Annotated in this window: 19 protein-coding genes and 1 tRNA gene; 11 read left to right on the forward strand and 9 right to left on the reverse strand. The window is 35.2% G+C overall.

Annotated features, from left to right (window positions below; translation table 11 throughout):
- Nucleotides 1-87 precede the first annotated feature (87 nt).
- The 5 genes from AC51AA_RS17195 to AC51AA_RS17215 all read right to left on the reverse strand — a co-directional run bounded on the left by AC51AA_RS17195 (nt 88) and on the right by AC51AA_RS17215 (nt 6,737).
- Nucleotides 88-1,161: an SO2930 family diheme c-type cytochrome gene (locus AC51AA_RS17195; protein ID WP_500703423.1), complete on the reverse strand. Its 1,074-nt coding sequence runs from the start codon at nt 1,159-1,161 to the stop codon at nt 88-90.
- Between the two features lie 16 nt (nt 1,162-1,177).
- The gene (locus AC51AA_RS17200) at nt 1,178-2,461 is read right to left on the reverse strand and encodes a parallel beta-helix domain-containing protein (protein WP_500703424.1); all 1,284 of its coding nucleotides are present in this window, start codon (nt 2,459-2,461) and stop codon (nt 1,178-1,180) included.
- Nucleotides 2,462-2,492: 31 nt separating this feature from the next.
- Entirely contained in the window at nt 2,493-5,246 is a 2,754-nt protein-coding gene (locus AC51AA_RS17205) for a TonB-dependent receptor (protein ID WP_500703425.1), read from the reverse strand.
- A 93-nt stretch (nt 5,247-5,339) separates the two neighbouring features.
- Complete coding sequence (locus AC51AA_RS17210) at nt 5,340-5,942, reverse strand: TetR/AcrR family transcriptional regulator (RefSeq protein WP_500703426.1); 603 nt, start codon at nt 5,940-5,942, stop codon at nt 5,340-5,342.
- Nucleotides 5,943-6,479: 537 nt separating this feature from the next.
- Complete coding sequence (locus AC51AA_RS17215; RefSeq protein ID WP_500703427.1) at nt 6,480-6,737, reverse strand: hypothetical protein; 258 nt, start codon at nt 6,735-6,737, stop codon at nt 6,480-6,482.
- A gap of 436 nt (nt 6,738-7,173) precedes the next feature.
- Between AC51AA_RS17215 and AC51AA_RS17220 the strand changes: the two genes are divergently transcribed.
- From AC51AA_RS17220 to AC51AA_RS17230, 3 genes are all read left to right on the forward strand, one after another.
- Entirely contained in the window at nt 7,174-7,314 is a 141-nt protein-coding gene (locus tag AC51AA_RS17220) for a hypothetical protein (RefSeq protein ID WP_500703428.1), read from the forward strand.
- Between the two features lie 192 nt (nt 7,315-7,506).
- On the forward strand, nt 7,507-7,866 hold the full coding sequence (locus tag AC51AA_RS17225) for a hypothetical protein (RefSeq protein ID WP_500703429.1): 360 nt from the start codon (nt 7,507-7,509) through the stop codon (nt 7,864-7,866).
- 597 nt (nt 7,867-8,463) lie between these two features.
- A complete protein-coding gene (locus AC51AA_RS17230; protein ID WP_500703430.1) occupies nt 8,464-8,682 on the forward strand; it encodes a type II toxin-antitoxin system Y4mF family antitoxin in 219 nt (72 codons plus the stop codon).
- 317 nt (nt 8,683-8,999) lie between these two features.
- On the opposite strand, the gene AC51AA_RS17235 is transcribed toward AC51AA_RS17230, so the two are convergent.
- Nucleotides 9,000-10,130 (reverse strand): substrate-binding domain-containing protein, encoded by a 1,131-nt coding sequence (locus AC51AA_RS17235; RefSeq protein WP_500705654.1) that lies wholly within the window; start codon nt 10,128-10,130, stop codon nt 9,000-9,002.
- Nucleotides 10,131-10,457: 327 nt separating this feature from the next.
- Between AC51AA_RS17235 and AC51AA_RS17240 the strand changes: the two genes are divergently transcribed.
- The 8 genes from AC51AA_RS17240 to AC51AA_RS17275 all read left to right on the forward strand — a co-directional run bounded on the left by AC51AA_RS17240 (nt 10,458) and on the right by AC51AA_RS17275 (nt 22,172).
- Nucleotides 10,458-11,471, forward strand: coding sequence for a PfkB family carbohydrate kinase (locus AC51AA_RS17240; RefSeq protein ID WP_500703431.1), 1,014 nt, complete (start codon nt 10,458-10,460; stop codon nt 11,469-11,471).
- A gap of 111 nt (nt 11,472-11,582) precedes the next feature.
- Nucleotides 11,583-12,251, forward strand: a complete 669-nt coding sequence (locus tag AC51AA_RS17245; RefSeq protein ID WP_500703432.1) for a bifunctional 4-hydroxy-2-oxoglutarate aldolase/2-dehydro-3-deoxy-phosphogluconate aldolase — start codon at nt 11,583-11,585, stop codon at nt 12,249-12,251.
- A 7-nt stretch (nt 12,252-12,258) separates the two neighbouring features.
- Entirely contained in the window at nt 12,259-13,071 is an 813-nt protein-coding gene (locus AC51AA_RS17250; RefSeq protein ID WP_500703433.1) for an SDR family oxidoreductase, read from the forward strand.
- Between the two features lie 44 nt (nt 13,072-13,115).
- A complete protein-coding gene (gene uxuA / locus AC51AA_RS17255; RefSeq protein WP_500703434.1) occupies nt 13,116-14,279 on the forward strand; it encodes a mannonate dehydratase in 1,164 nt (387 codons plus the stop codon).
- Nucleotides 14,280-14,285: 6 nt separating this feature from the next.
- Nucleotides 14,286-15,707: a glucuronate isomerase gene (gene uxaC, locus AC51AA_RS17260; RefSeq protein ID WP_500703435.1), complete on the forward strand. Its 1,422-nt coding sequence runs from the start codon at nt 14,286-14,288 to the stop codon at nt 15,705-15,707.
- Entirely contained in the window at nt 15,697-17,058 is a 1,362-nt protein-coding gene (locus AC51AA_RS17265) for an MFS transporter (RefSeq protein WP_500703436.1), read from the forward strand. The genes uxaC and AC51AA_RS17265 overlap by 11 nt, the downstream gene beginning before the upstream one ends.
- A gap of 792 nt (nt 17,059-17,850) precedes the next feature.
- Complete coding sequence (locus AC51AA_RS17270) at nt 17,851-20,100, forward strand: TonB-dependent receptor (RefSeq protein ID WP_500703437.1); 2,250 nt, start codon at nt 17,851-17,853, stop codon at nt 20,098-20,100.
- A gap of 20 nt (nt 20,101-20,120) precedes the next feature.
- Complete coding sequence (locus AC51AA_RS17275; protein ID WP_500703438.1) at nt 20,121-22,172, forward strand: glycoside hydrolase family 3 protein; 2,052 nt, start codon at nt 20,121-20,123, stop codon at nt 22,170-22,172.
- 156 nt (nt 22,173-22,328) lie between these two features.
- Here AC51AA_RS17275 and AC51AA_RS17280 read toward each other — a convergent pair.
- The 3 genes from AC51AA_RS17280 to AC51AA_RS17290 all read right to left on the reverse strand — a co-directional run bounded on the left by AC51AA_RS17280 (nt 22,329) and on the right by AC51AA_RS17290 (nt 23,746).
- Nucleotides 22,329-22,413, reverse strand: a tRNA-Ser gene (locus AC51AA_RS17280).
- 252 nt (nt 22,414-22,665) lie between these two features.
- Nucleotides 22,666-23,091: a PH domain-containing protein gene (locus tag AC51AA_RS17285; protein WP_500703439.1), complete on the reverse strand. Its 426-nt coding sequence runs from the start codon at nt 23,089-23,091 to the stop codon at nt 22,666-22,668.
- A 304-nt stretch (nt 23,092-23,395) separates the two neighbouring features.
- Nucleotides 23,396-23,746, reverse strand: a complete 351-nt coding sequence (locus tag AC51AA_RS17290; protein ID WP_500703441.1) for a DUF4377 domain-containing protein — start codon at nt 23,744-23,746, stop codon at nt 23,396-23,398.
- Between the last annotated feature and the right edge of the window lie 72 nt (nt 23,747-23,818).

A 23,818-nucleotide genomic window follows, 5' to 3' on the forward strand; every position in this document is an offset into this window, starting at 1 on the left:
ATTTAAAGTTTCTTATGTGCTTTATTCAAAGAAAAAAGTTTTCATGGGATACAATTCTATTTTTTAAAGGGGGACCATTGCCTAATATTATTTCATAGCACGAATCCAATCCTGTATTAATTTGACCCCTTCTTTATGATTCAGCGAACGGCCAAGTTCAGGCATGGCAGTGCCAGGTTCGGTACTATTCATACGGTATGCCAATATGGAATTTTCAACATCTCCAGGTATGATATCGTAGTTGAGTCCTCCAGCTCCGCCACCGGCAGAAACAGGAGCTTTCATTATTCCGATATAAGCCTTGCCTGTTTGTTCATATTCTAAAAACAGCCCTGTATTGTAGGCATCTCCACCATTGGTATGACAATGAGCACAGTTGATGTCTAAATAAGCCCTTGCTCTTTGATCCAAACTGAAATGCTTGTCGTCTTTCCAATTCGGTAGTTGCGCAACTTTTGATAAATCTGGTAAGGCAGCTAATTTACCTTGGGACGCCCATAGTTTCAATTGATTGATATGCTGAGCTGTTACCACTAAATTCAAGTTTCTGGCTTTTGGACCGATAGGGGTAAGAGTGCCATCATTAATGTGGCATCGCTTACAGTCGTTGGTATTGGGAACTTGATAATTTGTACTTATTTTAGAGCCACTATCGTCAAGTAAAGTAATGGGGATTTTTGCTCCAATAATATGTTTATTGGCATCAGTTTGTTCCTTATTCCAAAGATAGGTCATGACGTTCCATTTTTTATCTTTAGTATTTTTTACCAGCAATCGGGTCTCTATCATTATTTTTTGATGTTGCTCATTGAGATAAGCAAAATTTTTGATAATGATGGTTCCTTCGGGAAAATCAAGAACTCCTTTGGCTTTATAGGTCATTGGGCTCCCCTTTGGGAGTACGATAAAACGGTCTTTTATAGTGTAATCGGTGAATAGAGCTGAGTTTAAGTCATAATGCGTAACGCCTTCAGCGGGCTTTAATCCATTTAATTTACCCTTGAAAAAATGATAATCGGATAACTTTTCTTTAAATTGGAAATCCTTGTTGTCTTGATAGTCAGTGTTGTTTGCTGATTTGTCTTTGCAACTTTGTAAACTCAAAGACGCTATTACGGTTGAGGTAAAAATAAAAATAGCGGTGCGAAACTTTTTCTTCATTATACTTATTTAAAAATTATTTACAACTGTAAGCCGACATATCAGTTACAGGTTTCCATTTTTCGGGTGTACTGATGTTAAGAAAATCAGCATTTACAAAAACATTATCACCTGGCTGGTTGATGCAAATGCCATCTGGATTTACTTTGGTTCCTTTGTTTAAGATATTGGTCGAAATACCGTCATACATGATAAGAGGGATGCGTTTGTTTTTGCGTGTAGGATTAAGGGCATTCAATTGTTGTTCGATGCCAACGAGTAGTTTCCCGATATGATGTTCATATGCAGTCTTAGGAAATGCTGGACCCATTTTTAGGGTATTGCCATGGATCTTGATGTTTTGGGCAATAGGAAAATATTGAGCATTTATTTTTTCTGCAGCCTTATCATCTACAGCAAATCCAGAAGCGATGGTGATGGCGGACGAATTGTTGTTAAGGATACGGTTGTTGTAAAGTTCAATATTAGATGTAGCCAAAATGATCACGCCACTTCCCGGAGATGCATTACCCACTCCCCAACTGGTTCCGAAGCTTCCTGCCTTAGCAAAATTGCGAAAATTGTTGTCATGAAAGTAATTGTTATAGGCTTTAATATGTCCTCCTCTTTTGGAAAGCCCTGGTAGGTCAAAAATTAAGAAACCTGCGGTATTGTTATAAAATTCATTGTCATAAACTTCAGCATTAGTGGAGTTTTCAATTTCGCAGCCTGCCACATTTTTTGCTGCCTTGCAATTTCTAACAATGGTACTATCGGACTGTCCCACATAGATTCCTGCATCAGAAGAACCTTCCGCATAGCAATTTTCGATCAGTACTTTTTTGCACAAGACAGGATAGATCGCATATCCTCCACTGGTGGAGTCCGCAGTTTTCCAAGTAGCATGGAGGTTACGAACAATAACATCACGGCTCTTGCTGATCTTGATTAGATCCCCTTTTGAATCCCGAATGGTCATTGCTTCTATGGTAAAACCTTTTACATCAGTCACTCGAATACCTTCTCCACCTTGTTTTTGACTTGAAAAATCAAGTATAGTTTTGCCATGCCCTTCTCCTTTTATGGAGATGTGTTTGAGTAAGGCAATACTAAGATTGTCAAACTTGTACGTTCCTTGCTTCAAGAGTATGCTGGTGCTGTCCTTTAAGGTTAAAAAAGCCTCTGTGATTTTACTTTCCTCACCAGGATTAAACGTTAGATTTGTTTTGTAGGTATCTTGATCTGTTTTGGGATTGCAGGAGCAAAACAAACAGCTGAATCCTATTATAAAAAGCATTGTTTTTGGAAATAGATGTTTCATAAAGCTTGTGGTTTATAGTGATAGTTAATTTTTAGAAAACGTTATATGCATAAGTAATATAATACACGGCTCCAATAAGTGGATTGGCCACACCGGTAGAGTAATATTTATTGGTAATATTAGTACCGCCTAGTCTTATGGCAGAGTGGGTTTTGGGTAATTTATAGCTAATTTGAGCATCAATCACAGCTGAAGAGGGAACTGTCCCATCACCGAGTCCTCCTGCTACGACATAATGATAGCCAGGTTTGTAACGTAAAGAGGTTCCAAATGACCATTGTTGTCTTTTACCAAAACCACTATTGTTAAACTCAGCATTAAAATGGTAGTGCGGCGTGTTGAAATTTTTAACCTGACTACTGTTTTTATTTTCAAGTTTATCCGAAAAATAATTCACCTTAAACATATAATTATTGGATAAGTCGACACTCACACTGGCAGCATAACCATAAGTGTTTACCGTTTCAGCACCATTAAAGGCGATGTTATATTGAATATAGGTACTATGATCTTTAAATGCCGTTACATCATCTGTACCTGGTGTGTTGGCAACATTGGCATAACCAATAAAATTTTCCCAAGTAGAGTAATACCCCAAAACATCTATCAATACTCTTTTACCAATCAGGGCTGCATAACCTAGTTCAAATGAATTTACAGATTGCGGCTTGATATTGCTGTATACAAATTTTTTAAGATCGGCAGGATCGTTGGTTTGTTGGTATTTTTCTACACTTTCTAAAGTGTAAGGAGGATATTTATCAAAGTGGTAATGGTCGTTTAGCAATAAAGAAGATCCTCCTGAAGAATAACTATTGTACCCATTAAGGGTATTTTGGAGTGCTTGAATATTTGATGGAAAACTGTACGCATTTTGGTAAGAGAATCGGATGAAATTTTCTTTTGCTACTTCAAAAACCACCGAAGCTCTTGAGGTGACTTTTGGGGATTTAAATAGTGAGTTTTTATCGGATCTGAAGGAAGCCGCGAGACTAAGTCTTTTATCTAGTAATTTTTTGCCCAATTGGATATAACCGCTGTATTCGTTAACTTTAATTGGGCTACCTTCATCAGGGAAAAGGGTATTTTTACTATTCAAGTTATATAACCTCCAGTTTGCCCCAGCAATAACCTCCATAAATGGAATGAGTTCAGCAAAATTGTATTGTGCTTCTGTATTGAATAGTTTACTTCTGTCCAAAAATAAGGTGCCTCCTTCAGAAATGGGTGTTGAAGAAATTTGTTCTTTGAGCTGTTTAAACTCAGGGCTTCCTGGTAAAGCTCGGCCTTGATCCGCAAAAGCTCTTGCGGCCAGGTGAGCCTCATTGGTATTGGCTCCAGTGGCTAGAGCATTGAGTAAAGCTCCGGTATATTGTGGATACCAGCCATCGCCTGTATTGACATCATAACTAGGTTTCCATGCTTCATTAATAAGTTGAGCTGTCGGGCCCGCGATAAGGGTACGTCCAGAATTTTCACTGGTAGCATAGCTGCGTATAAACCATTTATCGCTTTTTAGTTCAAGTCTGTATTGTCCTACTTTGAAGTCTTTAATTTGGTAGCGGGTGTCATTGGTATACACTACATTACCAGTACCAAAGGTTCCAGAAGCAATAGCTTGCAATTTATCGTTGAACTTATATCGTACTTCCGAATTAACTTTGAAAAGTTGTGCTTTATTATCCAGATAACCATGTTCGGCATAACCAGTGCGAGCGACATAGTTTGATTTGGTTAGCAGGGGATCAATTATAGGAGCTAATGAGGGGTCAGAGGCCAGTGCACCTTCTAAGAAAGGATTTATGTTTACAGAGGTGGCCCCTCCATAATAGTTTACACCATTGTAGTTAGGATCTGTTTCTGCCGTTCCTGGGCCGTTTTTATTGCTTGCGTCGGTGGCTACCCAGTCCTTGGCCTGTGTGTATTGAGAGTTTATTTTAAAGGCTAGTTTATCGTTAATTTTTTTAGCCCATCGCAAAGTCACATCGTAATAAGGGGATGCATCGACTGGATCGTGGCTGTTGCGGCTTTTTATATGATTCATACCTTGAGTAGCCAAAACGCTAAATCCTTGGTATTTAAAAGGATCTTTACCTGTCATAACCATTGTACCATTAAGACCTCTTGATCCGTATAAGGCAGAAGAGGCGCCAGATAATACTTCTATATTTTCGATATCCAATTGTGTTAAACTAATCGCTTGTCCTAAGGGAAAATTCAAACCAGGTGCCTGGTTGTCCATGCCATCCGTTATTTGGGTAAAGTTGGTGTTTCCACTAGTATTAAATCCTCGGGTAGTAATACTGGTAAAACCAATGCTTGATACGGTGACGTCAACTCCTTTTAAACCTTGAATCATGTCCATATAGTTCAATTGTGGGGAATTGGCAATTTCTTTGAGGCCGATTTGTTCTATGGTAACTGGAGAGGTGAGTTTGCGCTGTTGGGTTCTAGTGGCAGAAACCACAACGACTTCTCCTAAGGCAGAAACCGGAATTAGAGCTATTTCAATTGGAGTTAAGGCATTTTGTATTTCAATCTCTTTTGTTTCAAAACCCATTGATGAGATGACTAATGTTAGCGGGAGTGAATTGATGGTTGAAATCTTAAATTTTCCCTTATCATCAGTGTAAGTGTCTTGGGAAGAATTTTTTATCCCTACAGATACTGCCGGTACAGGCTCATTTGTAGTATTATTGGTTATCCTTCCTGTGATAACATTTTGTGCATTTAACAAACTGGTAAAAAACAGAAACACTTGCAGAAATAATAAAAATTTTTTCATGGTCAATTGGGTTTGTGGTTGGTTAGTAAAGAGGTATTATAGCATATGTTTTTTTTAATTTGATTATAAAGTAAGGTGACAGTTATTGCGGGTTTATTTTCGAAGTCCATTAAAAATTAAAGAGACCAAGAACTTCATATCGGTCAAACTTTGCGTGTAGTTTATTTCAGCTTCCATCTTGAGTATGGCTTGTTGCTCCACACTATGTTTAAGTGCATCACTGACATTGATCAAGATAGAGGCAATCTTTATTTCATTGGTCTTACTGATTTGATTTTCTTCGATCGCTTTTTTTATCAGTTGGGAAAGAAACTCTTTTTCTTGTTTGGTCATTTGGTCGTATAACTCAAAAAATTTAGGTAAAATCTTGTTCAGAGTATCTATAGATACGCGGTTCATGTTGAGTACGTTTTTATAATAATTAAACCGAGTAATCATATAAAAAGTAATCTGATTTTCTATTCCTTTCTTTTTTAGTGTTTCTTGCTGTAACGACTGGATGAAATCAAAGCCTTCTTTCATGGCTACCTCAATAAAAATATCTTCCTTACTCTTGTAATAATAATAGAGTGAGGTCTTGTTAAGACCAACTGTTTTTGCTATATCTTCTAGTGTTGTTTTGTCAAGGCCATACCTGATAAAACATTGCATGGCTCCTTTGCCAATTTTTTCTTTTACTTCGTCTTTTTTAGTCATGGAAATTTTTAATGTATTGTAAACGTAATAGTTATTTTTAATATTTCAAACAATATGGTTGATTATTTGAAAAATAAATTTGTAACAGACTGCTATTTGGAGAAGATGTAAGTGGAAGGAAGTACTGTTTTTACTGAATAAATGCAGAGTAGATAAAGTATAAAGGGGAGGGCAGGTCAATGGCATTTGCAATTACAAAAGTATTCTACTTTTTTCAGAAAAAGTATAGTAAGATTCCCAAGCAAAGAGGGGCAGAGGAGCTATCCATTCCGTACTAAAGGACGTGGCTCTTCTTTTGGATGAATACTTTTAAGGGACCGGTTTAAGAAATTATTGTTTGAATAAGGAACTTGAAATAAAGTAGTGCCAATTTTTATTTAAAGTTTTTGAAAGGACACTTCGTTGTATCCTTTGCTAAAATGAGAACACAAAGAAAGGTATTGTTTCAAAGAAAGATATCTTCGAAACCCAACGCCCACGAACTTTTCAGAAATAGGTACGTCGATAAAGAGAAGAAAACGGGAAGGTCTAAATTCTTTATTTAATTGCAGTAAGTAGAGTAATGGTATCGCTTAGATTATTTACAGAGATATAATCTAGTACAAAATCCTCAGCCTCTTTTTTATGATCAGGTGAAGTTAAAAATGAGTTGAGGTAGAAATCCTCATCTTCATCTGCAATGTGGATAATCTCCGTATAACCTTTGGTAATTAAACTGCCTTTTAATTTTAATACCTTAAGTTGATTTCCTTTATCCAATTCTTTTTTTACTCTGAGTTTTATAGTTTTATCCATGGTGTTCATCTTTTTTGTAGAGTTATACAATATAGTAAAAAAAAGTTCTAAATCAAAGAAGAGGATCATGAGAATCTCTTCTTTTGGGGTTAATTTATTTTTTAAAGGATATTTTCCTCTTAATATTTTTTTTAAAAATAGAACTAGTCTTTTTTCGCTTGCACTAAAAGTTCGTAAAGTGAGTCCACTATATTAAGTGGGTCGAATTATTTATTATTTGTATGTATAGGATCACCAACGGGGCTATTATCATAAAAATTAGCAAAGTAATTTATAATAGTTTCTTCTGAGAAAATTTCCAGTTTGGTAAAATACAAGTACATATTGGTACGATACAACTTCCATTAGTTCGGTACGGTACAATTTATTGCTTACTTGCTACGTCATTAACGAAATATAAATTTTAGAGCAGCTAATAATTTAACACCGTAATAGTATGAATGTAATTCAATTTCGACAGCAGAAAGAATTGGAGATCGCTTTTTCTGAACTCCCAGTTTTTAGAGAGAATACTGCAGTGACTTTTCATGAGACCAATACTGCAGGTACTGAGGCCGTTTTGCCATTTGGTAGGTAGGGAAACAAGGGAAGATTAGGCTGTTTTAAAACTATTGGATAACGCTTGTAAAACTGTTCAATCTAATAGTAAAATAGAACCCTTATTACCCGAAACAGTTGAATCGGCCTCGGTAAAACCAGATTGGGTCGCAATGGAAATGGAGCAATTGTTTGAGAAAAGAAAAAAAAACTTAATTAAGATTTGAAAATTATGAAAACAGATGAAAATATAAACGAAGAACAAATTAGAGAATTAGTCAATCGCTATTTTAAAACACTAAAGTCTATAGACGACAAAACAGAATTTGATATTGCTCAAATTAGAATGGAGGGGTATAGTGAACTGTCCTATACCATTTTTAATATGCTGAAGTTATGCATACTGGCACTAGATCAAGAAGCACCTAGAATTTCTAGGACTGTTAAAAATCCTTCGGTTGATGTCGGTGTAGTATTGAAAATTGTTGCTCAGTTGCTTCCTATGGATGAAATTGAGTTTTTAGATGAGATTAAGGATTTGGTTATGGAAGATCAAGAGCATTATTGCAAGATTTATAAAGTAGCTGTTTAATAGGGTTATAAAATCAAAGAGTCTTTAAATAGAGATGTTTAAAGGCTTTTGACTTTGAAAGTTTCTTTTGAAACTTCTACTGGCGGAGTAAGAGGCTCCAAAACCTTTATATGAGCTCAGTAAATACGGGTATTCATACGCGAAGATAAGAACTAGGTTACCGATAGGGTAACTCACGAAATTGGCTAAATAAATGAGATGGTAATTAAAGTGAATTTCCGAGATTATTTATGATGGACAAAAAAAATCATTCTATCTCTGTTCATTACTTTTGAATGTTAACCTTTTGAGAATGGCAAAATCATTTGTATAAAATCATTTTACAATTTAGATAAATAACCACTTATTCTTTCAGACTGTCAACTGTATCATAGCACCTTAGGGCTAAAGATCTTTTTTTTGAATTACATTCTTTACTCTGCATCAGAGTGTACAAAAGCCCTGTTTTTAGCTAGTAGGAAACTCAAAATCTAAATTAAGAAGCTTTCGGTATACCTTTGTTATATGCTTTGGCATATAAATTGCGCTTAGGCCTGTAAATTATATGTTTAAACATATAATTTGTAAATTTGTATAAATTCGTTGTAAATACATTTAATGATGACATTAGCTAATTTTGTAAAAGAAAAAAGGAAAGAAGTAAACCTAACACAAGAGGCTGTTGCACAACGTGCGGGTGTAGCGCTTACCGTAATCCGAAAAATAGAGCAGGGGAAAGAAAACCTCAATTTGGAAAAGGTAAACCAAGTACTAAAAATGTTTGGGCATAGTTTGGCGCCAGTAAACACTAGAGAGCTGTCTAATAGAAACAAATAACTACTATTAGATAATCAAATCCTTACGAGTTCTCAAAAGCCGTACCTCGTCTCAGAAAAATTTGCAAAATCCCGTTTTTAGGTAGTTTAAAATATATGGAACGGAGTGTTTTTCTCCCAATAATAAAGTTTTAAAAATAAAAAAGCCTTTAAATACTAGTGGAGGGCACTGAAAAACACCCTTTATTTTGATTGCGATTGGTTTTTTCATGTAGAAAAACAGAGTATTATCAACTTTTGTGTAATTGAGATATCGGCGAACTTTAAATTTACGTGTCTAAAAGTGCTCTGAATGTAAACTTATACAGTTAGGGTGTATTAGTTTTTTGTATCAAAAAAGGTTGGGATTCCAACGGTATAATTCTCTTTAATAATTATCTCCAAAGGCATATAATAAGTATTTTCTACATTTTCTTTAACAATTAGTTTTTTGTATAAATATTCCACACCTAAGTAACCTTGTTGTTCTGGTTTTTGATTTATTAAAAAATCAATAGTCCCTTCTTTGAGGTGTTTTACGTTTTCGTGTAATAAATCATAACCAACTAATTGGATGGAGTCGAGTCCATTTTCTTTTAAAAATTGAGCTACAATATAAGATCTTGAGTTTGGAATAAAAATAGTGTCAATTCCTTCAAACATTTTGACCTTTAATTGTTGCTTACTCTTTTCATTCAACTGAATTTCTGAAAATTTAAAGTTTCCATATTGTTTGTGATCTTTAAAAAATGAATAAAAACCATTAATTCGTTGAAGATAAACGGAAGTACTTTCTATTTCTCTGGTGATTTTTAATATTAAAACATTATTCTCTGGCTTTGCATTAAAACAAACAAGTCTTCCAGCAAGGTATCCGCTTTGAAAACCATCCTGACCAATATAGGCAACACCTTCGGCTTCTTCTATGTTAGAGTCGATCATGACAACTGGGATGTCATTTTTTTTGCATTGGTTTAAAAATGAAATGGATTCCTCATAAAAGATTGGAGCGAATAAAATACCGTCATATTCTTTCTCTAATAGTTTAGATGCTATTTTTTTGAATGAGGCTGAATCGTATTTGTAGTAAAAGTAATCTAGTTTAACTCCAAATTTTTCAAATTCCTCACCAGCTCTTTCGATTCCGTTAATTGGCATTTCCCAATATTCAAGTCCCTCTTTTTTAGGTAAGAAAATCGCAAACTTAAACTTTTTGTTAAAAGCAAGGTTACTGGCAAAAATATTTTTTTTATAGCCATATTCTTTGATGATAGCATGAACTATATCAATGTTTTCTTGCGAAACTTGACCTCGATTATGAATAATTCTGTCTACTGTTCCTATAGAGACCGCTGCTAGCTTAGCAATTTGTTTAATTGTAATGATAATCGTGTCGTTTAATGTTATGAAAAAATCTAACTTTTCAGAAGTAAAATCAAAAATAGGGCTTTTTTTATTATTTGCAAATATCTTAAGAGGTAATCAAAAAATAGATTGTCTAACCAATTGTAGGTGATTTATTTGAGATGATTTTTTTTTCATAAATAAATGGAGTTTTTTTTGCGTGATTAAAATTTTATTATACATTTGCTTTATTCCGTGTACGGACACGGACAGATTATTTTTATTTATTAAGGAGTATTTTTGAGTAATGTAAAATTTTGCTCTTATTTTAGTTAAAAGTAGATAAAATTATTGAAAAAATACGTGTACGCACACGAATTTAAAATTTTCTTTAAATTTTGCGAGCAGAGCAGGATTTAATCGCTTTACAGATCAAATAAAAAAAGAAATATAATGGTTAAGAAAGTTGTAACTCTAGGTGAAATTATGTTGAGATTGTCAACACCAGATCATAAGCGTTTTGTTCAATCTGAAACATTTGAGGCTACTTACGGTGGAGCTGAAGCTAATGTTGCAGTTGCTATGTGTAATTATGGATTAGACGGGGCTTTTATTACGAAAGTCCCAGATAATGGTATTGGTCAATCGGCAATTAATCATTTACGACGTTTTGGAGTGGATACTCAATTTATGGTAAAAGGAGGGAAACGTTTAGGGATATATTTTTTAGAAACAGGTGCTTCTTTGAGAGCTTCACAGGTTATTTATGATAGGAGTGCCTCTTCTATTACAGATTTTGACATAGAGGAGTTTGATATTGACGCCGCTTTAGAAGGTGCGGACTGGTTTCATACTAGCGGAATTACTCCAGCCTTGAGTGATCAGGCTGCGGCATTAACTGAATCAGTTTTGAAAGCAGCAAAGGCAAAGGGAATTACGACCAGCATTGATATTAATTATAGAAAAAAAATATGGACTAAAGAAAAAGCCGCTGAGGTATTGGGGAGCATTTGCCAATACGTGGATGTTTGTATTGGAGCTGACACAACTTTAGGTTTTGAACCAAAGGCAAGCGATGTCGTGGAGGGTAGAATAACGATTGATGGATTTAAGGATATTTTCGAGCAGATGAAAGAAAAGTTCGGATTTAAATTTATTGCCACTTCATTGAGAGAAAGTCACAGTGCCAGTGACAATAGCTTTAGTGCTTTGGTTTATGATGGTGCAGAGTTTTACCAAAGTAAAAAATATGATGTCAGAATTGTTGATCGTGTGGGGACGGGAGATTCATTTGCAAGCGGGTTGATTTATGGATTGGTTACAGGAATGTCTTTAAAAGATACTGCTGAGTTTGGAGTTGCTGCGAGTGTAATTAAGCATACGATTCCTGGGGATTTTAATCACGCACCTTTACATGAAGTATTGGATTTGATGAGGGGAGAAGGAAGTGTTAGGGTGCAACGATGATTTAGTAATGGATTGTGGACACTTTAGGAAATCCTTTAAAATATTTTGGGTACCTGTATTAAGGAAGATTAGGTAAAAAAAAACATAAAAATCAAGTGATAAAGTAAGAAAATGAAAAATGCTCAACAAGTAAAAGATGTTATCGTTCAACAGGGAATGTTGCCTTTGTATTTTAATGCAGATGAGAAGATAAGTGTTGATGTGCTAAAAGCGATTTATAAAGCAGGGATTAAAGCAGTTGAATATACCCATAGAGGAGAAACGGCTTTGAGAAACTTTACAGCACTTGTTCAAGTAAGGAATTCAGAAATGCCAGATTTATTGCTAGGCATTGGCACAATTAAAAATTTGAGTCAAGCTAAAGAATATCTGCAAGCCGGAGCTGATTTTATAATCAGTCCTGGATTTGTTCTTGAAATTGCCCAATATACAGTTAGCAATGATCTTTTTTATGCTCCGGGTTGTATGACGCCTTCGGATATTATTGCCGCCGAAAATGCAGGAATCCGATTCATTAAACTATTTCCTGGAGATATACTTGGAATAGCATTTTTAAATAGTGTTAAAGATATTTTTCCACATCTTTTGTTTATGCCTACAGGTGGAGTAGATGCGACTAAAGAAAGTATTGGGGCATGGTATAAAGCAGGCGTTTGTGCTGTGGGTATGGGCAGTAAACTGATTAGTAAAACATTGATGGAGCAAAAAGACTATCAATCTATCGAAAGGAATACCAGAGTAGTTTTAGATTTAATTCAAACAATAAAAACAGATAAATAATAGAAGCATGAATGATTTATTCAATTTAAAAGGGAAAGTAGCTTTAATAACAGGAGGAGCTGGAGTTTTAGGGGGGCATATGGGGGAAGTTTTGGCGCAGTCTGGTGTAATTACTGGTATAATGGGGTTAACCTTGGCAGAGGCAGATCTTGTGGTAAATAGAATTAACGCTAATGGAGGACAGGCTTTTTCTGTAGAGGCTAACGTACTGGATAAGCCTTCGCTTGAGAAAGTAAGAGATTTAATAATCGAGAAGTATGGTAGACTTGATATTTTAATTAATGCAGCAGGAGGAAATATGCCAGGGGCAACAATTGCTCCAGACAAGGCTATTTTTGATATGTTAACAGCTGATTTGCAAAAGGTATTGAATCTCAATATTATTGGAACCATGTTGCCTACACAAGTTTATTCTGAAATTTTTGCTAAACAAAAAGAAGGAGTAATCATCAATATATCGTCTGCTTCGGCACAACGTCCTTTGACTCGTGTAGTCGGATATTCTGCCTCAAAAGCGGCGGTGGATAATTTTACTAAATGGATGGCTGTGGAAATGGCATCTAAATTTGGTGAAGGAATCCGTGTAAATGCTATTGCTCCAGGATTTTTTATTGGAGAACAAAACAGAGCTTTATTATTAGAGCCGGACGGAAGCTTGACCGCTAGAGGAGAGAAAATTATTGATCAAACCCCGATGCAACGATTTGGAGTGCCTGATGATTTAAGCGGAACTTTAATTTATTTGTGCAGTAATGCTTCAAAATTTGTTACGGGGATTAGTATAAACGTAGATGGTGGATTTGGCGTGGCAAGTATATAAAAGAGGATTAAGAAAGTAAATAATTATAAATAAAATATAAGAAGATGGAACAAACATGGAGATGGTACGGACCAAATGATCCTGTGAAATTATCTGATGCTAGACAAGCCGGTGCAACTGGAATTGTTACTGCCTTACATCATATTAAAAATGGACAAGTGTGGGAAGTGGATGAAATTATGAAGAGAAAAAATGAAGTGGAAGCTGCAGGATTAACATTATCGGTTGTAGAGAGTATTCCAGTTCATGAGGATATCAAAAAACAATCGGGTGATTATTTGAAATATATAGAAAACTACAAGCAAAGTATCAAAAATCTTGCTTCTTGTGGGATTAATATAGTGTGTTATAATTTTATGCCTGTTTTAGATTGGTCTAGAACCGATTTGGCTTATGAAATGGCAGACGGCTCTAAAGCATTGCGATTTGATATCAATGAATTTGCCGCTTTTGAATTGTTTATTTTAAAAAGACCTGGAGCAGAAACTACTTATTCAGAAGCACAGCAACTAAAAGCGAAAGCTACTTTTGAAAAGTTAACCGATGCTGATAAAGTAAAATTACAGCAAAACATTATTGCTGGTTTGCCAGGTGCAGAAGAATCTTATACTGTTGAGGATTTCTTAAAAGTATTACAAGGGTATGAGGATATTGATGCCAATAAATTAAAAGAAAATTTATACTATTTCTTGCGTGAAATCATCCCGGTAGCGGAGAGTGTAGGCGTATTAATGGCTATTCATCCTGATGATCCTCCTTATCCAATTTTAGGTTTACCTCGTGTAGTAAGTACAGAAGCAGATTTAATACAGTTATTAAATGCAATTGATTCGCCATCAAACGGATTTTGTATGTGCACAGGCTCTTACGGAGTTATTGCTAAAAATGATTTGCCGGGTATTATAGATCGTCATGGAGATAAAATGAATTTTATTCATCTTCGAAGTACGCAGCGTGACGCAGAGGGAAATTTCTATGAAGCCAATCATTTAGAAGGTGATGTGGATATGTATGAAGTAGTAAAATCTATTCTAAAAAAACAAAAGGAAACAAAAAGAGTAATTCCAATGCGTCCTGATCATGGGCATCAAATGTTGGATGATTTGAATAAAAAGACAAATCCTGGTTATTCAGCGATAGGTCGTTTAAGAGGACTTGCTGAGCTGAGAGGTTTGGAAATGGGTATTGAAAAAAGCTTATTTAATTAGATTGTTATGCCTAGTAAATCATTCATATCAGCCGATTTTTTGTTGCAGAGTAACACAGCGAAGTTATTATACAACCAATATGCTAAATCACAACCTATATTAGATTATCACAATCATTTGTCACCAAAAGATATAGCTGAAGATCGCCAGTTTGAAAATTTAACCCAAATTTGGATTGAAGGGGATCATTACAAATGGAGAGCTATGCGGGCAAATGGTATAGACGAGCACTATATTACGGGGGATGCTACTGATTTAGAAAAATTCCAAAAATGGGCAGAAACAGTACCTTATACCTTGAGAAATCCATTGTATCATTGGACTCATATGGAGTTGAAGATGTATTTTGGTATAGAAGAATTGTTAAATGCTGAAAACGCAGTAGCGGTTTTTAATACTTGCACTGCTTTATTACAAGGGGCTGATTTTTCGACTAAAAATTTATTGCGAAAAATGGGTGTACATATAGTAGGAACCACAGATGATCCCACTGATGATTTACGCTATCATAGACAAATCCAAGAAGATCAGTTTGAAATAACGGTAGTACCCACTTTCCGACCTGATAAAGCCGTGAATATTGAAAATACAGTTGATTTTAAACTTTGGATTAAAAAACTGGAGCAATGCGTGGGTTACACTATTGGTTCTTTTGAAGTTTTGGTAAAAGCGCTTCAAGAACGTCATGATTTTTTTCATCAAATGGGATGTCGAGCTTCTGATCACGGACATGGCACTTATTATGCTGAGGATGCAACAGAAGAAGAGGTTGCTTTAATTTTTGATAAAGCCACAAAAGGAGATAGCCTATGTCCTCTGGAAATTGAAAAATACAAATCGACATTATTGATTAAACTGGCATTAATGAACCATGAAAAATCATGGACGCAGCAATTTCATATTGGTGCTATTCGAAACAATAACAGTAGAATGAATCAAAAATTGGGTCCTGATAATGGTTTTGATTCTGTTGGGTCACCTAATAATGCGGAGAAAATGGCTTGTTTTTTTGATACGCTCAATAGTAAAAACGGTTTGGCAAAAACAATCGTTTATAATTTAAATTCAAGTGAGTCTGAAATGGTCGCGGCCATGATTGCTAATTTCAATGAAGGGCCAATTCCGGGTAAAATGCAATATGGGGCTGCCTGGTGGTTTTTGGATCAAAAGCAGGGAATAGAAAATCAGATAGATGTGTTATCTAATTTCGGTTTGTTAAGTCGCTTTGTTGGTATGGTAACCGATTCGAGAAGTTTTATGTCTTTTTCACGCCATGATTACTTCCGTCGTATCCTCTGCGATAAGCTCGGGGATGAGATGGAACAAGGATTGCTTCCAGATGATCCAGCTTTGATTGGTAAAATGATTGAAAACATATGCTTTAATAATGCTTTAAACTATTTAAAAATACCCACAAATGAATACTAAAATCAAGAATTATCGTTGGACCATTTGTGGGTTGTTGTTTTTTGCTACTACAGTGAATTATCTCGATAGACAAGTGCTTAGTTTATTGGCGCCGGCTTTATCGAAAGAATTCAATTGGTCTAATACTGATTATGCTAATATCACTGCTGTGTTTCAGTTTGTGTATGCTGTCTCCATGCTTTTTGCTGGAAGAATCATAGATAGATTAGGTACTAAGAAGGGATATATTCTAGCGATTACTATTTGGTCAATTGGGGCAATCATGCATGCTTATTCAATAGCTATTGGAGGTGTTTTTACCAATGTATTGACGTGGGTTGGACTTAGTGCTGTTCCGATATCGATTGCGGGGTTTATGGTGTCCAGAGCTGTTCTAGGTTTTGGTGAGTCAGGTAATTTCCCTGCCGCGATTAAAGTTACGGCGGAATATTTTCCAAAAAGTGAACGTGCTTTGGCAACAGGGATATTCAATTCAGGCTCAAATGTAGGTGCAATATTAGCCCCATTAACGGTGCCATGGATTGCGGTTCATTGGGGATGGCAGGCTGCTTTTATTGCAGTGGGTGTAATCGGTTTTTTGTGGATTTTGTTTTGGAAAGCGTTATATGAAAAGCCTGAAAATCAAAAGAAATTATCCAAAGAAGAATATGATTATATTACCAGTGAAAAGGACAATACCACCGTACAGATAGTTGAAACAACAGAGAAGGTGGCTTGGATTAAGTTATTAGGTTACCGACAAACTTGGGCTTTTGTAATTGGAAAATTTTTGACTGATGGTGTTTGGTGGTTCTTTTTATTTTGGTTACCAAAATACCTTCAAGCAGAGTTTAATATGGTAGATACCGCTATCGTTATTCCTTTGGCTGTTTTGTATAGCATGACCATGATTGGGAGTATTGGAGGGGGATGGTTTCCCGTCTATTTTATAAAAAAGGGTTTTACACCTTATGACGGAAGAATGAAAGCGATGTTAATCATTGCCTTAATTCCGCTCGTGGTTTTAATGGCTCAACCTTTAGGTCACATTAGTTATTGGATCCCGGTAATTCTTATTGGTTTGGGAGCTTCGGCTCATCAAGCCTGGTCAGCTAATATTTTTACCACTGTATCGGATATGTTTCCAAAAAAAACGATTGGTTCTGTGGTCGGAATAGGAGGTATGGCTGGAGGAATAGGAGGGGTTTTAGTAACAAAAGTGGCTGGAGCATTAATTGATCATTACCAGTCATTGGGGGAAATTAAAACGGGTTACGCTTTAGTGTTTGTTTTTTGTGCGACAGCTTATTTATTGGCTTGGTCAATAATGAAGATGTTGGTACCTAAGTATGCTCCTATACAGGATTTATAAATGTTATAATGGTACGAATTCGTAGAAGGCTTCTATTTTTTTTTAATGGAAGGAAATTACAGATTCCGAGAACTCTTTCAGATAGGCTTTTTTATACAAAGTAGCCACTTTTTTTTTGACATTAAACCGATTGTTTAGCGGTGAATAGTATTGGTAAACAATTAATAATAAGTAAATTAAAGATTTATAATACAAATTAGCTGTTTTTTGAGACTGCTTATTAAATTACGCTTTCTTTTTGAAAGAACAGAAAGTTTTTTTTATTGATACATTGTTGCTAAATCCTGCTTTTCTGCTGTAAAAATAAGAGATATTCAGTGATTTGTTTTTAAAATTAAGGATAATTAAATTTTTAGTTTTATTCTTTGAATGATTGATTATTTTGTCTTTATATCGAAAAAATAAGTTTATGTTTGCGTACACGGTTTTTTATTATTAGCGCTTGAAAAAATTCCGTGTACGCACACGTAATTAAATTGAAAAAACAAATTTAATTTAACAATAACCAAAAAAAATATATTAAACCAAAAAAATTATGAAGAAAAATATTTTAATGCTGCATGTGATCTTCTCTAGTGTTATTTATGGTCAAACCGAGAAAATAAAAAGTTCAGAAAAATTAGTGGATGGATTAATGTACCGTTAACAGGGTATTCGTTTTGATTAAAGTTACGAAAATGATGTGCTAACAAAGAAGGGAGACTGAGATAGGGGAAAAACACCTTAACGTTCTACGTTTTTTAATATGCCATACAATATTTGAATAAATAACTCCAATAGTTAGATGTAATCATGAAAATAAAAAAAATTTCGCTAATAGTTTTCAGTGTTCTTGGTTCAGCATTATCTGCTCAAACCAAAGCTGTAACAGATTCTATAAAAGTGGCTCCTAAAACGACTGAAGGTAACGACAGAAATGTGATGCTGAATGCTGCAAACAATACGGGGCCAAGGGAAGTAAACATTGGTTTGCCCGCAGGGACGGGAGGAACGACCATTTTAGAAAACGGATTACCTGTCGTTTATATTTATTGGCCAGAAATGCCCATCAAAGCTTGGCGTTCTGATGCCATGATCAATAGAGTAAATCTACTGGATCTTGGTCAAACGGCTATTAATGTTGGAGATGTTGGTTTTTCGGTAAGTTCTTTTGATAATTTAGGTACCAATGAATTTAAAGGGAAGCTGAATTTAAGTGGAAACCATTTTGGTCTTATAAAAGCTACTGCAAACGTAAGTGGCCCAATAAAAAATGGCTGGAAGTATAGTTTAGGTGCTTATGTAAATTTAGATCCAGGCACCTACAAAGCACCAACTTATCCCACTTTCTTTGGTGATAATACCAAGCTATTCAAAGCAGCGCTTACAAAAGATTATTCTTATACCGGTGGAAAGGGTTCTATCTCGGTATTGTACAAGTATATGAATACAAAATCCCCTGTTGCGCTTAGCCAATCACATCCATTTATCTATGGTGAAAATGGTAAAGTGTCGGAATTAGATGGTTTTAAAATTGGCCGTAATTCTTATTTAGAGCAATCGGGGAAAATGTGGATGAAGGATGCTAAAACAGGAAATATGGTGGAAAGAGATATTACAGATGATTATGCTACAGAGAGTAGTACCATCGATGTAATCGGTAAGAACACCTTCAAAAATAATTACGAATTAAATTATACAGTTCGTCTGCACTCTGCAAGATCAGGAATTTTTTTAAACACAGTTTCCAATATTGTAAAACGCAATAGTGAAGATTATAACTATCACGACACTGGCGATAAATATAATGGTCAGTATGTGCAAACCGATTTGGTTTTGGGTTCACCATCGGTTCCAATAAAATCGTTAACATCCGTAGCCGAATTAAAAAAGAAATTTGGAAAACACGATGTGAAAATGGGGCTCAATCAATGGAATTATACGATAGATGGTTTTACCACAGAATCTGTAAATTATTTACAATCCGTAGAAGCGAATCCTAGAAAATTGAGTTTAGCAGGAACAACCGATTCCTTTGGAAATATTGCAAATCAATACAATAAAATATTGGAATTCCACGATGGTTCTGAAAATGAAACGGCTTTATTTTTTACAGATCATTGGGACGTTTCTGACCGACTTTCGTTAAATCTAGGGGCTCGTTTTACCTATCAAAATATACGAGGAAGCTATCAAGATAAGAAATTAGGGTTAGATCATGTTTTAGGTGAAAAAACAGCTGTTAGTGACGATTGGTTTAGAAAATCGTTCATGGTATCGGCTGTATACAAAATGACGGGTAGATTCGGTTTGTTAGCCGAAGCCAATTATAATGAACAGACCGGGCATTTGGTAACCTATACAGCAGGAAACGATCCAAACATTCAAACCTCTAAAATTCCTGAGGGAGGTTTTGGAGTTTATTTTAATCATCCTTTGTTTAATGTGGTTTCAAAGGGAACTTACATTCAAAGAGATCAGTACCGTGCTAATTCTCGCTTTTCGCATCCTGTTTCTGGTTTGGTTAACTCTACCCCTGTACAATATGATATTAAAACGATGGGTTGGACCACAGATATTGTGTCTAATCCATTCAAGAACTTTAATATTCATTTCTTAGTAACTTTACAATCACCAGAATACAAAAAGTATAGTGGTACAGCAATCTTCAGTGATGGATCAGAAGTTGAATTTGATTTTGCCAAAAAAGTGGTAACAGGTGTTTCTAAAGTATTATTAGAAATTGACCCAAGTTATACTTTCAATGATTTGAAAATTTGGGCAAGTGGTCGCTACTTCAGTAAAACGTATGCGAATCTGGCCAATACACTTTATTTCGCACCTCGATGGGAAACATTTGCTGGAGCCAATTATAAATGGAACGATAAAATAGATTTTAATGTAACTGTAGTAAATCTATTGAATCAAAGAGGCGCAAAAGGTACGATTTCCGGTACTGATCTATACACGCAAGAACAAGCTAATCAGCGCATCGGAATGGCAATGGCAGGTTCGTATATACGTCCTTTTACAGTTGAATTTGGTGTGAATTTTAAATTTTAATAATATAAAAATAATTTTTTATGAGAAATAATATAGGTAAAATAAGTTTGGTATTGTTATCTGTAACAGTATTCGTTTCTTGGACAACTAAAAGTGAAGATCCAGGTAAACAACCAGTTTTAAAAGCTACTTCAGCTAAAATTATAACCATTGGTAATCTTAAATTTAAAGATTTAAACAGAAATGGAAAACTAGATAAATACGAAGATTGGCGTTTATCTCCAAACGAACGAAGTTTGGATCTACTACAACAAATGACAATTGAAGAAAAAGTAGGCATGCTTTTGATCAGTGACACTCGTATGAAAAATGAGTGGGGTTGGGGAGCTGACGAAAAGAAAAATGTTGCCGCTGTGGAATCGGGCTTCAACGAAGAAGATAAGGTTTCTAAATTCAATATGTTTACACAGGAGGCATTGCCAAATGAAGTAATGAATGCGGCAGGAACAACAAAAGGTGTTACTGAGTTCCAGTTGAGACATTTTATCTTACGTACCAATACTTCTACTAAAATTTTAGCAGAATGGTCCAATAATTTACAAACACTATCAGAAAATACACGCTTGGGAATTCCCTCTTTGGTGACTTCTAACCCACGAAATCATTTAACCTCCGCTGCTGCTGCTGGAACAAATTTAGCCAATACTTCCTTTACTAAATGGCCTACAGAATTAGGTTTGGCGGCCATGCGAGATAATGATTTAATAAGACAATTTGCTGAAACGGCAAGACAAGAATGGACTGCTGTAGGTTTGCGTAAAGGTTATATGTATATGGCCGATTTATCGACAGAACCAAGATGGCAACGTACTGAGGGAACTTTCGGGGAAGATCCACAATTAGCAGCAGCTGTTATTGAGCAAATTGTACTAGGGTTTCAGGGGAATCAATTAGGAAACCAATCTGTGGCTCAAACTGTGAAGCATTTCCCTGGTGGTGGGGCAACGCAAAAAGGGCATGACCCTCACTTTTCATGGGGAAGATTTGAAGTTTTTCCAGGAGGTCAGTTAGAGCAAAACTTAATTCCATTCAAAGCAGCTATTAAAGCCGGAACTTCGTCTATTATGCCTTATTATTCTGTTCCAAAAGACACAAAATACGAAGCAGTGGCTTATGCTTACAACAAAGGGATTTTACGCGATCTATTAAGAGATCAATTGGGGTACAAAGGAATTATTAATTCAGATACGGGAATTATAGACCAAATGCCTTGGGGAGTAGAAGGTATTAGCGTGGAAGAGCGTTATGCTAAAGCGATGGAAGCGGGTGTAAATATGTTCGCTGGGAATGCAAATCCAAGCTTATTATTAAGTGCAGCTAAGAAAGGATTGATCGACAAGAAGTACATCGATGAGTCTGTAGTACTATTATTAGAGGAAATGTTTAAACTAGGAATCTTCGAAAATCCTTATGTTGACGTGCAAGCTGCAGAAAAATTAGTGGGAAGCAAAGATTTTACTAAGCTAGCAGAAACGGCTCATCGTAAATCAATTGTTCTATTGCGTAATGATAAGAGTAGCTTGCCTCTGAAAAAAGCAACCAAAGTTTATTTTGAAAGTTATGCTAAAAAATATGGTGGAGATTTATCTCAACCAGGTGATGTTTTCAAAGGTGCAAATCTAAACGGATTAGAATTTGTTAGTACGCCAGAACAGGCAGATGTCATTCTTTTATGGGTTAAACCAGTAGTGAAACCACTGTTTGAGTCCACATCAGAGCCATTAAAAGTTAGTTTGTCATCTTGTGCTGTAAATGTAGAGTATATCAATACATTAACGGCAAAGAAACCTACAGTGTTGGTCGTAAATTATACCAATCCATTTGTGATTAACGAGATCTATAACGATCAGACAAAAAATAGGTTTGCGGCTGTTTTGGCTACATTTGGGACATCTAATGAAGCCTTGCTGGATGTTATTTCAGGCAAATTTAACCCTACTGGAAAAATGCCTTTTACAACACCAATTAGTGATGATGCTGTTATCAATAACAAAGAAGACCTACCTGGTTACAAAGAAGGAAAAGAGTATGGCTTATTCTGGTTTAATGATGGTTTAAGTTATAAGAAATAGCAAGAGTTTAATTTGTAGATTTTTTTTTACCCCATCCGAGTTGTCTTGGATGGGTTTTTTATTTTTGCAAAAGGCCATTATTTGGAAAATTGCTCTGAAATAGAAGATTTGGGAAAGTATTGAAAAGAAAAAAGCACCTCGTTGAGGTGCTTTTCGCGGAGAAAGAGGGATTCGAACCCCCGGACCTGTTACAGTCAACAGTTTTCAAGACTGCCGCATTCGACCGCTCTGCCATTTCTCCAGTATGTTGCGATCATTTCCTGATTGCGAGTGCAAATATAAGATGTTTTTTTGATTCTTTTTACTTTATTTTGGTTAAACTGAAAAAAAAATATTCAATAGACTTAAATGGTATTTGCAAAGTAATTGCTCTATTGGAACTAAGGTTATTCTTTATTTTATTTGGATTTGTAAAAGGCTGTCTTTGAGCTATTGTAAGACCATTAATATTTTCTGTCACTCTGATCTATTTTATGAAGTAAAGAAAAAAATATTAGGTAGTGTCTTTTGTTTTTTTTCTATACTCCACCTCTATATTAGGGTTTATGGCTTTAAGAGCATCTATGAAGTCTTTTTTGTCCTTGGGTGAGATCAAGACGCTTTCCTTGTCATGTATGATCTCCAGTCGGTCAAGAGAAGCTGCCGGCGAACTTAATATGTTATAGCTTTCTGAAATTTTTCGAATGCTGTTAATATCCACAACGGTATTTATGAAAAAACCACATTTAATTCTTAAGCTTTCTTTATCAATGATATATTCAGTTGTGCTAAACATATGACAGATAAATGCAGTTACAATTAAAGCAATAAGTATCATATTCAAATTTTTACTTAATATACCGGCACACAGCATCGAGCCAAATATAATTGCCAAGGGAATAGTAAGTTCAAGACCAATTTTTGATTTATACTTTTTCATTTTCCTTTGGCTATTACACTTTTAAAATTCTTTGTCTTTTGTAACGAAGGCTTATAATTTGATTTGATATTTACGGAGTGATGGATATGCTAATCGAACATTTTATTCCAGGTTTTTAGTAATATTTTGAGTACTTGTAAAGCTTAATTCTTTTCAATTCGTTGTTGTTTCATCACGCGTATTTTGTAGGTTGTATTAAGTGCTTTGGAGCAGGCGCTATTGATGGAATAAGGCTGTGTAAATGAGCTGTATTTCAACACCTGTATTTTCTTCAAGATGTAACTTTATTTGTTGTATAACGGTTTTATGGTTTTGGTGTTTTAGATATTGTTTCATCTAATTTATAAATAATACTGCTCCCATCTTGCAGCGGATTTGCTAAATAAGTTTTTCGAAGTTTAACTAGATATTCATAACCTTCAACGAAATCAAAACTTTCAATTGAAGGCAAAGTCTGCCATTCGCTCGAATTAGTTTCTTTAATTTTAATGCCTTTTATAGTTGTATTCCCTGGGAAAATAGTGTGATCTACATATTTGTGATATACTGTTGCAGTTACTACAATTGTACGGTCAGAATTATCATCTTTAACACAGCTGGTTGTCAGAAAAGAGATAAAAATCAAGGTAATTAGTACATAGGTAGCTTTTTTCATTTTCTTTTTAAATTTCTATTGGTTATTGGTCTTTATGTGAATGTTGTCTCTTTCTGATATAGTTTTTTTTAA

Source organism: Flavobacterium sp. OHVDL-2026-0007, assembly GCF_059882335.1.

Bases quoted from the DNA above. Each gene is read 5' to 3' on its own strand.
- AC51AA_RS17195 (WP_500703423.1), bottom strand. From the start codon at position 1,161: ATGAAGAAAAAGTTTCGCACCGCTATTTTTATTTTTACCTCAACCGTA.
- AC51AA_RS17200 (WP_500703424.1), bottom strand. From the start codon at position 2,461: ATGAAACATCTATTTCCAAAAACAATGCTTTTTATAATAGGATTCAGC.
- AC51AA_RS17205 (WP_500703425.1), bottom strand. From the start codon at position 5,246: ATGAAAAAATTTTTATTATTTCTGCAAGTGTTTCTGTTTTTTACCAGT.
- AC51AA_RS17210 (WP_500703426.1), bottom strand. From the start codon at position 5,942: ATGACTAAAAAAGACGAAGTAAAAGAAAAAATTGGCAAAGGAGCCATG.
- AC51AA_RS17215 (WP_500703427.1), bottom strand. From the start codon at position 6,737: ATGGATAAAACTATAAAACTCAGAGTAAAAAAAGAATTGGATAAAGGA.
- AC51AA_RS17220 (WP_500703428.1), top strand. From the start codon at position 7,174: ATGAATGTAATTCAATTTCGACAGCAGAAAGAATTGGAGATCGCTTTT.
- AC51AA_RS17225 (WP_500703429.1), top strand. From the start codon at position 7,507: ATGAAAACAGATGAAAATATAAACGAAGAACAAATTAGAGAATTAGTC.
- AC51AA_RS17230 (WP_500703430.1), top strand. From the start codon at position 8,464: ATGATGACATTAGCTAATTTTGTAAAAGAAAAAAGGAAAGAAGTAAAC.
- AC51AA_RS17240 (WP_500703431.1), top strand. From the start codon at position 10,458: ATGGTTAAGAAAGTTGTAACTCTAGGTGAAATTATGTTGAGATTGTCA.
- AC51AA_RS17245 (WP_500703432.1), top strand. From the start codon at position 11,583: ATGAAAAATGCTCAACAAGTAAAAGATGTTATCGTTCAACAGGGAATG.
- AC51AA_RS17250 (WP_500703433.1), top strand. From the start codon at position 12,259: ATGAATGATTTATTCAATTTAAAAGGGAAAGTAGCTTTAATAACAGGA.
- uxuA (WP_500703434.1), top strand. From the start codon at position 13,116: ATGGAACAAACATGGAGATGGTACGGACCAAATGATCCTGTGAAATTA.
- uxaC (WP_500703435.1), top strand. From the start codon at position 14,286: ATGCCTAGTAAATCATTCATATCAGCCGATTTTTTGTTGCAGAGTAAC.
- AC51AA_RS17265 (WP_500703436.1), top strand. From the start codon at position 15,697: ATGAATACTAAAATCAAGAATTATCGTTGGACCATTTGTGGGTTGTTG.
- AC51AA_RS17270 (WP_500703437.1), top strand. From the start codon at position 17,851: ATGAAAATAAAAAAAATTTCGCTAATAGTTTTCAGTGTTCTTGGTTCA.
- AC51AA_RS17275 (WP_500703438.1), top strand. From the start codon at position 20,121: ATGAGAAATAATATAGGTAAAATAAGTTTGGTATTGTTATCTGTAACA.
- AC51AA_RS17285 (WP_500703439.1), bottom strand. From the start codon at position 23,091: ATGAAAAAGTATAAATCAAAAATTGGTCTTGAACTTACTATTCCCTTG.
- AC51AA_RS17290 (WP_500703441.1), bottom strand. From the start codon at position 23,746: ATGAAAAAAGCTACCTATGTACTAATTACCTTGATTTTTATCTCTTTT.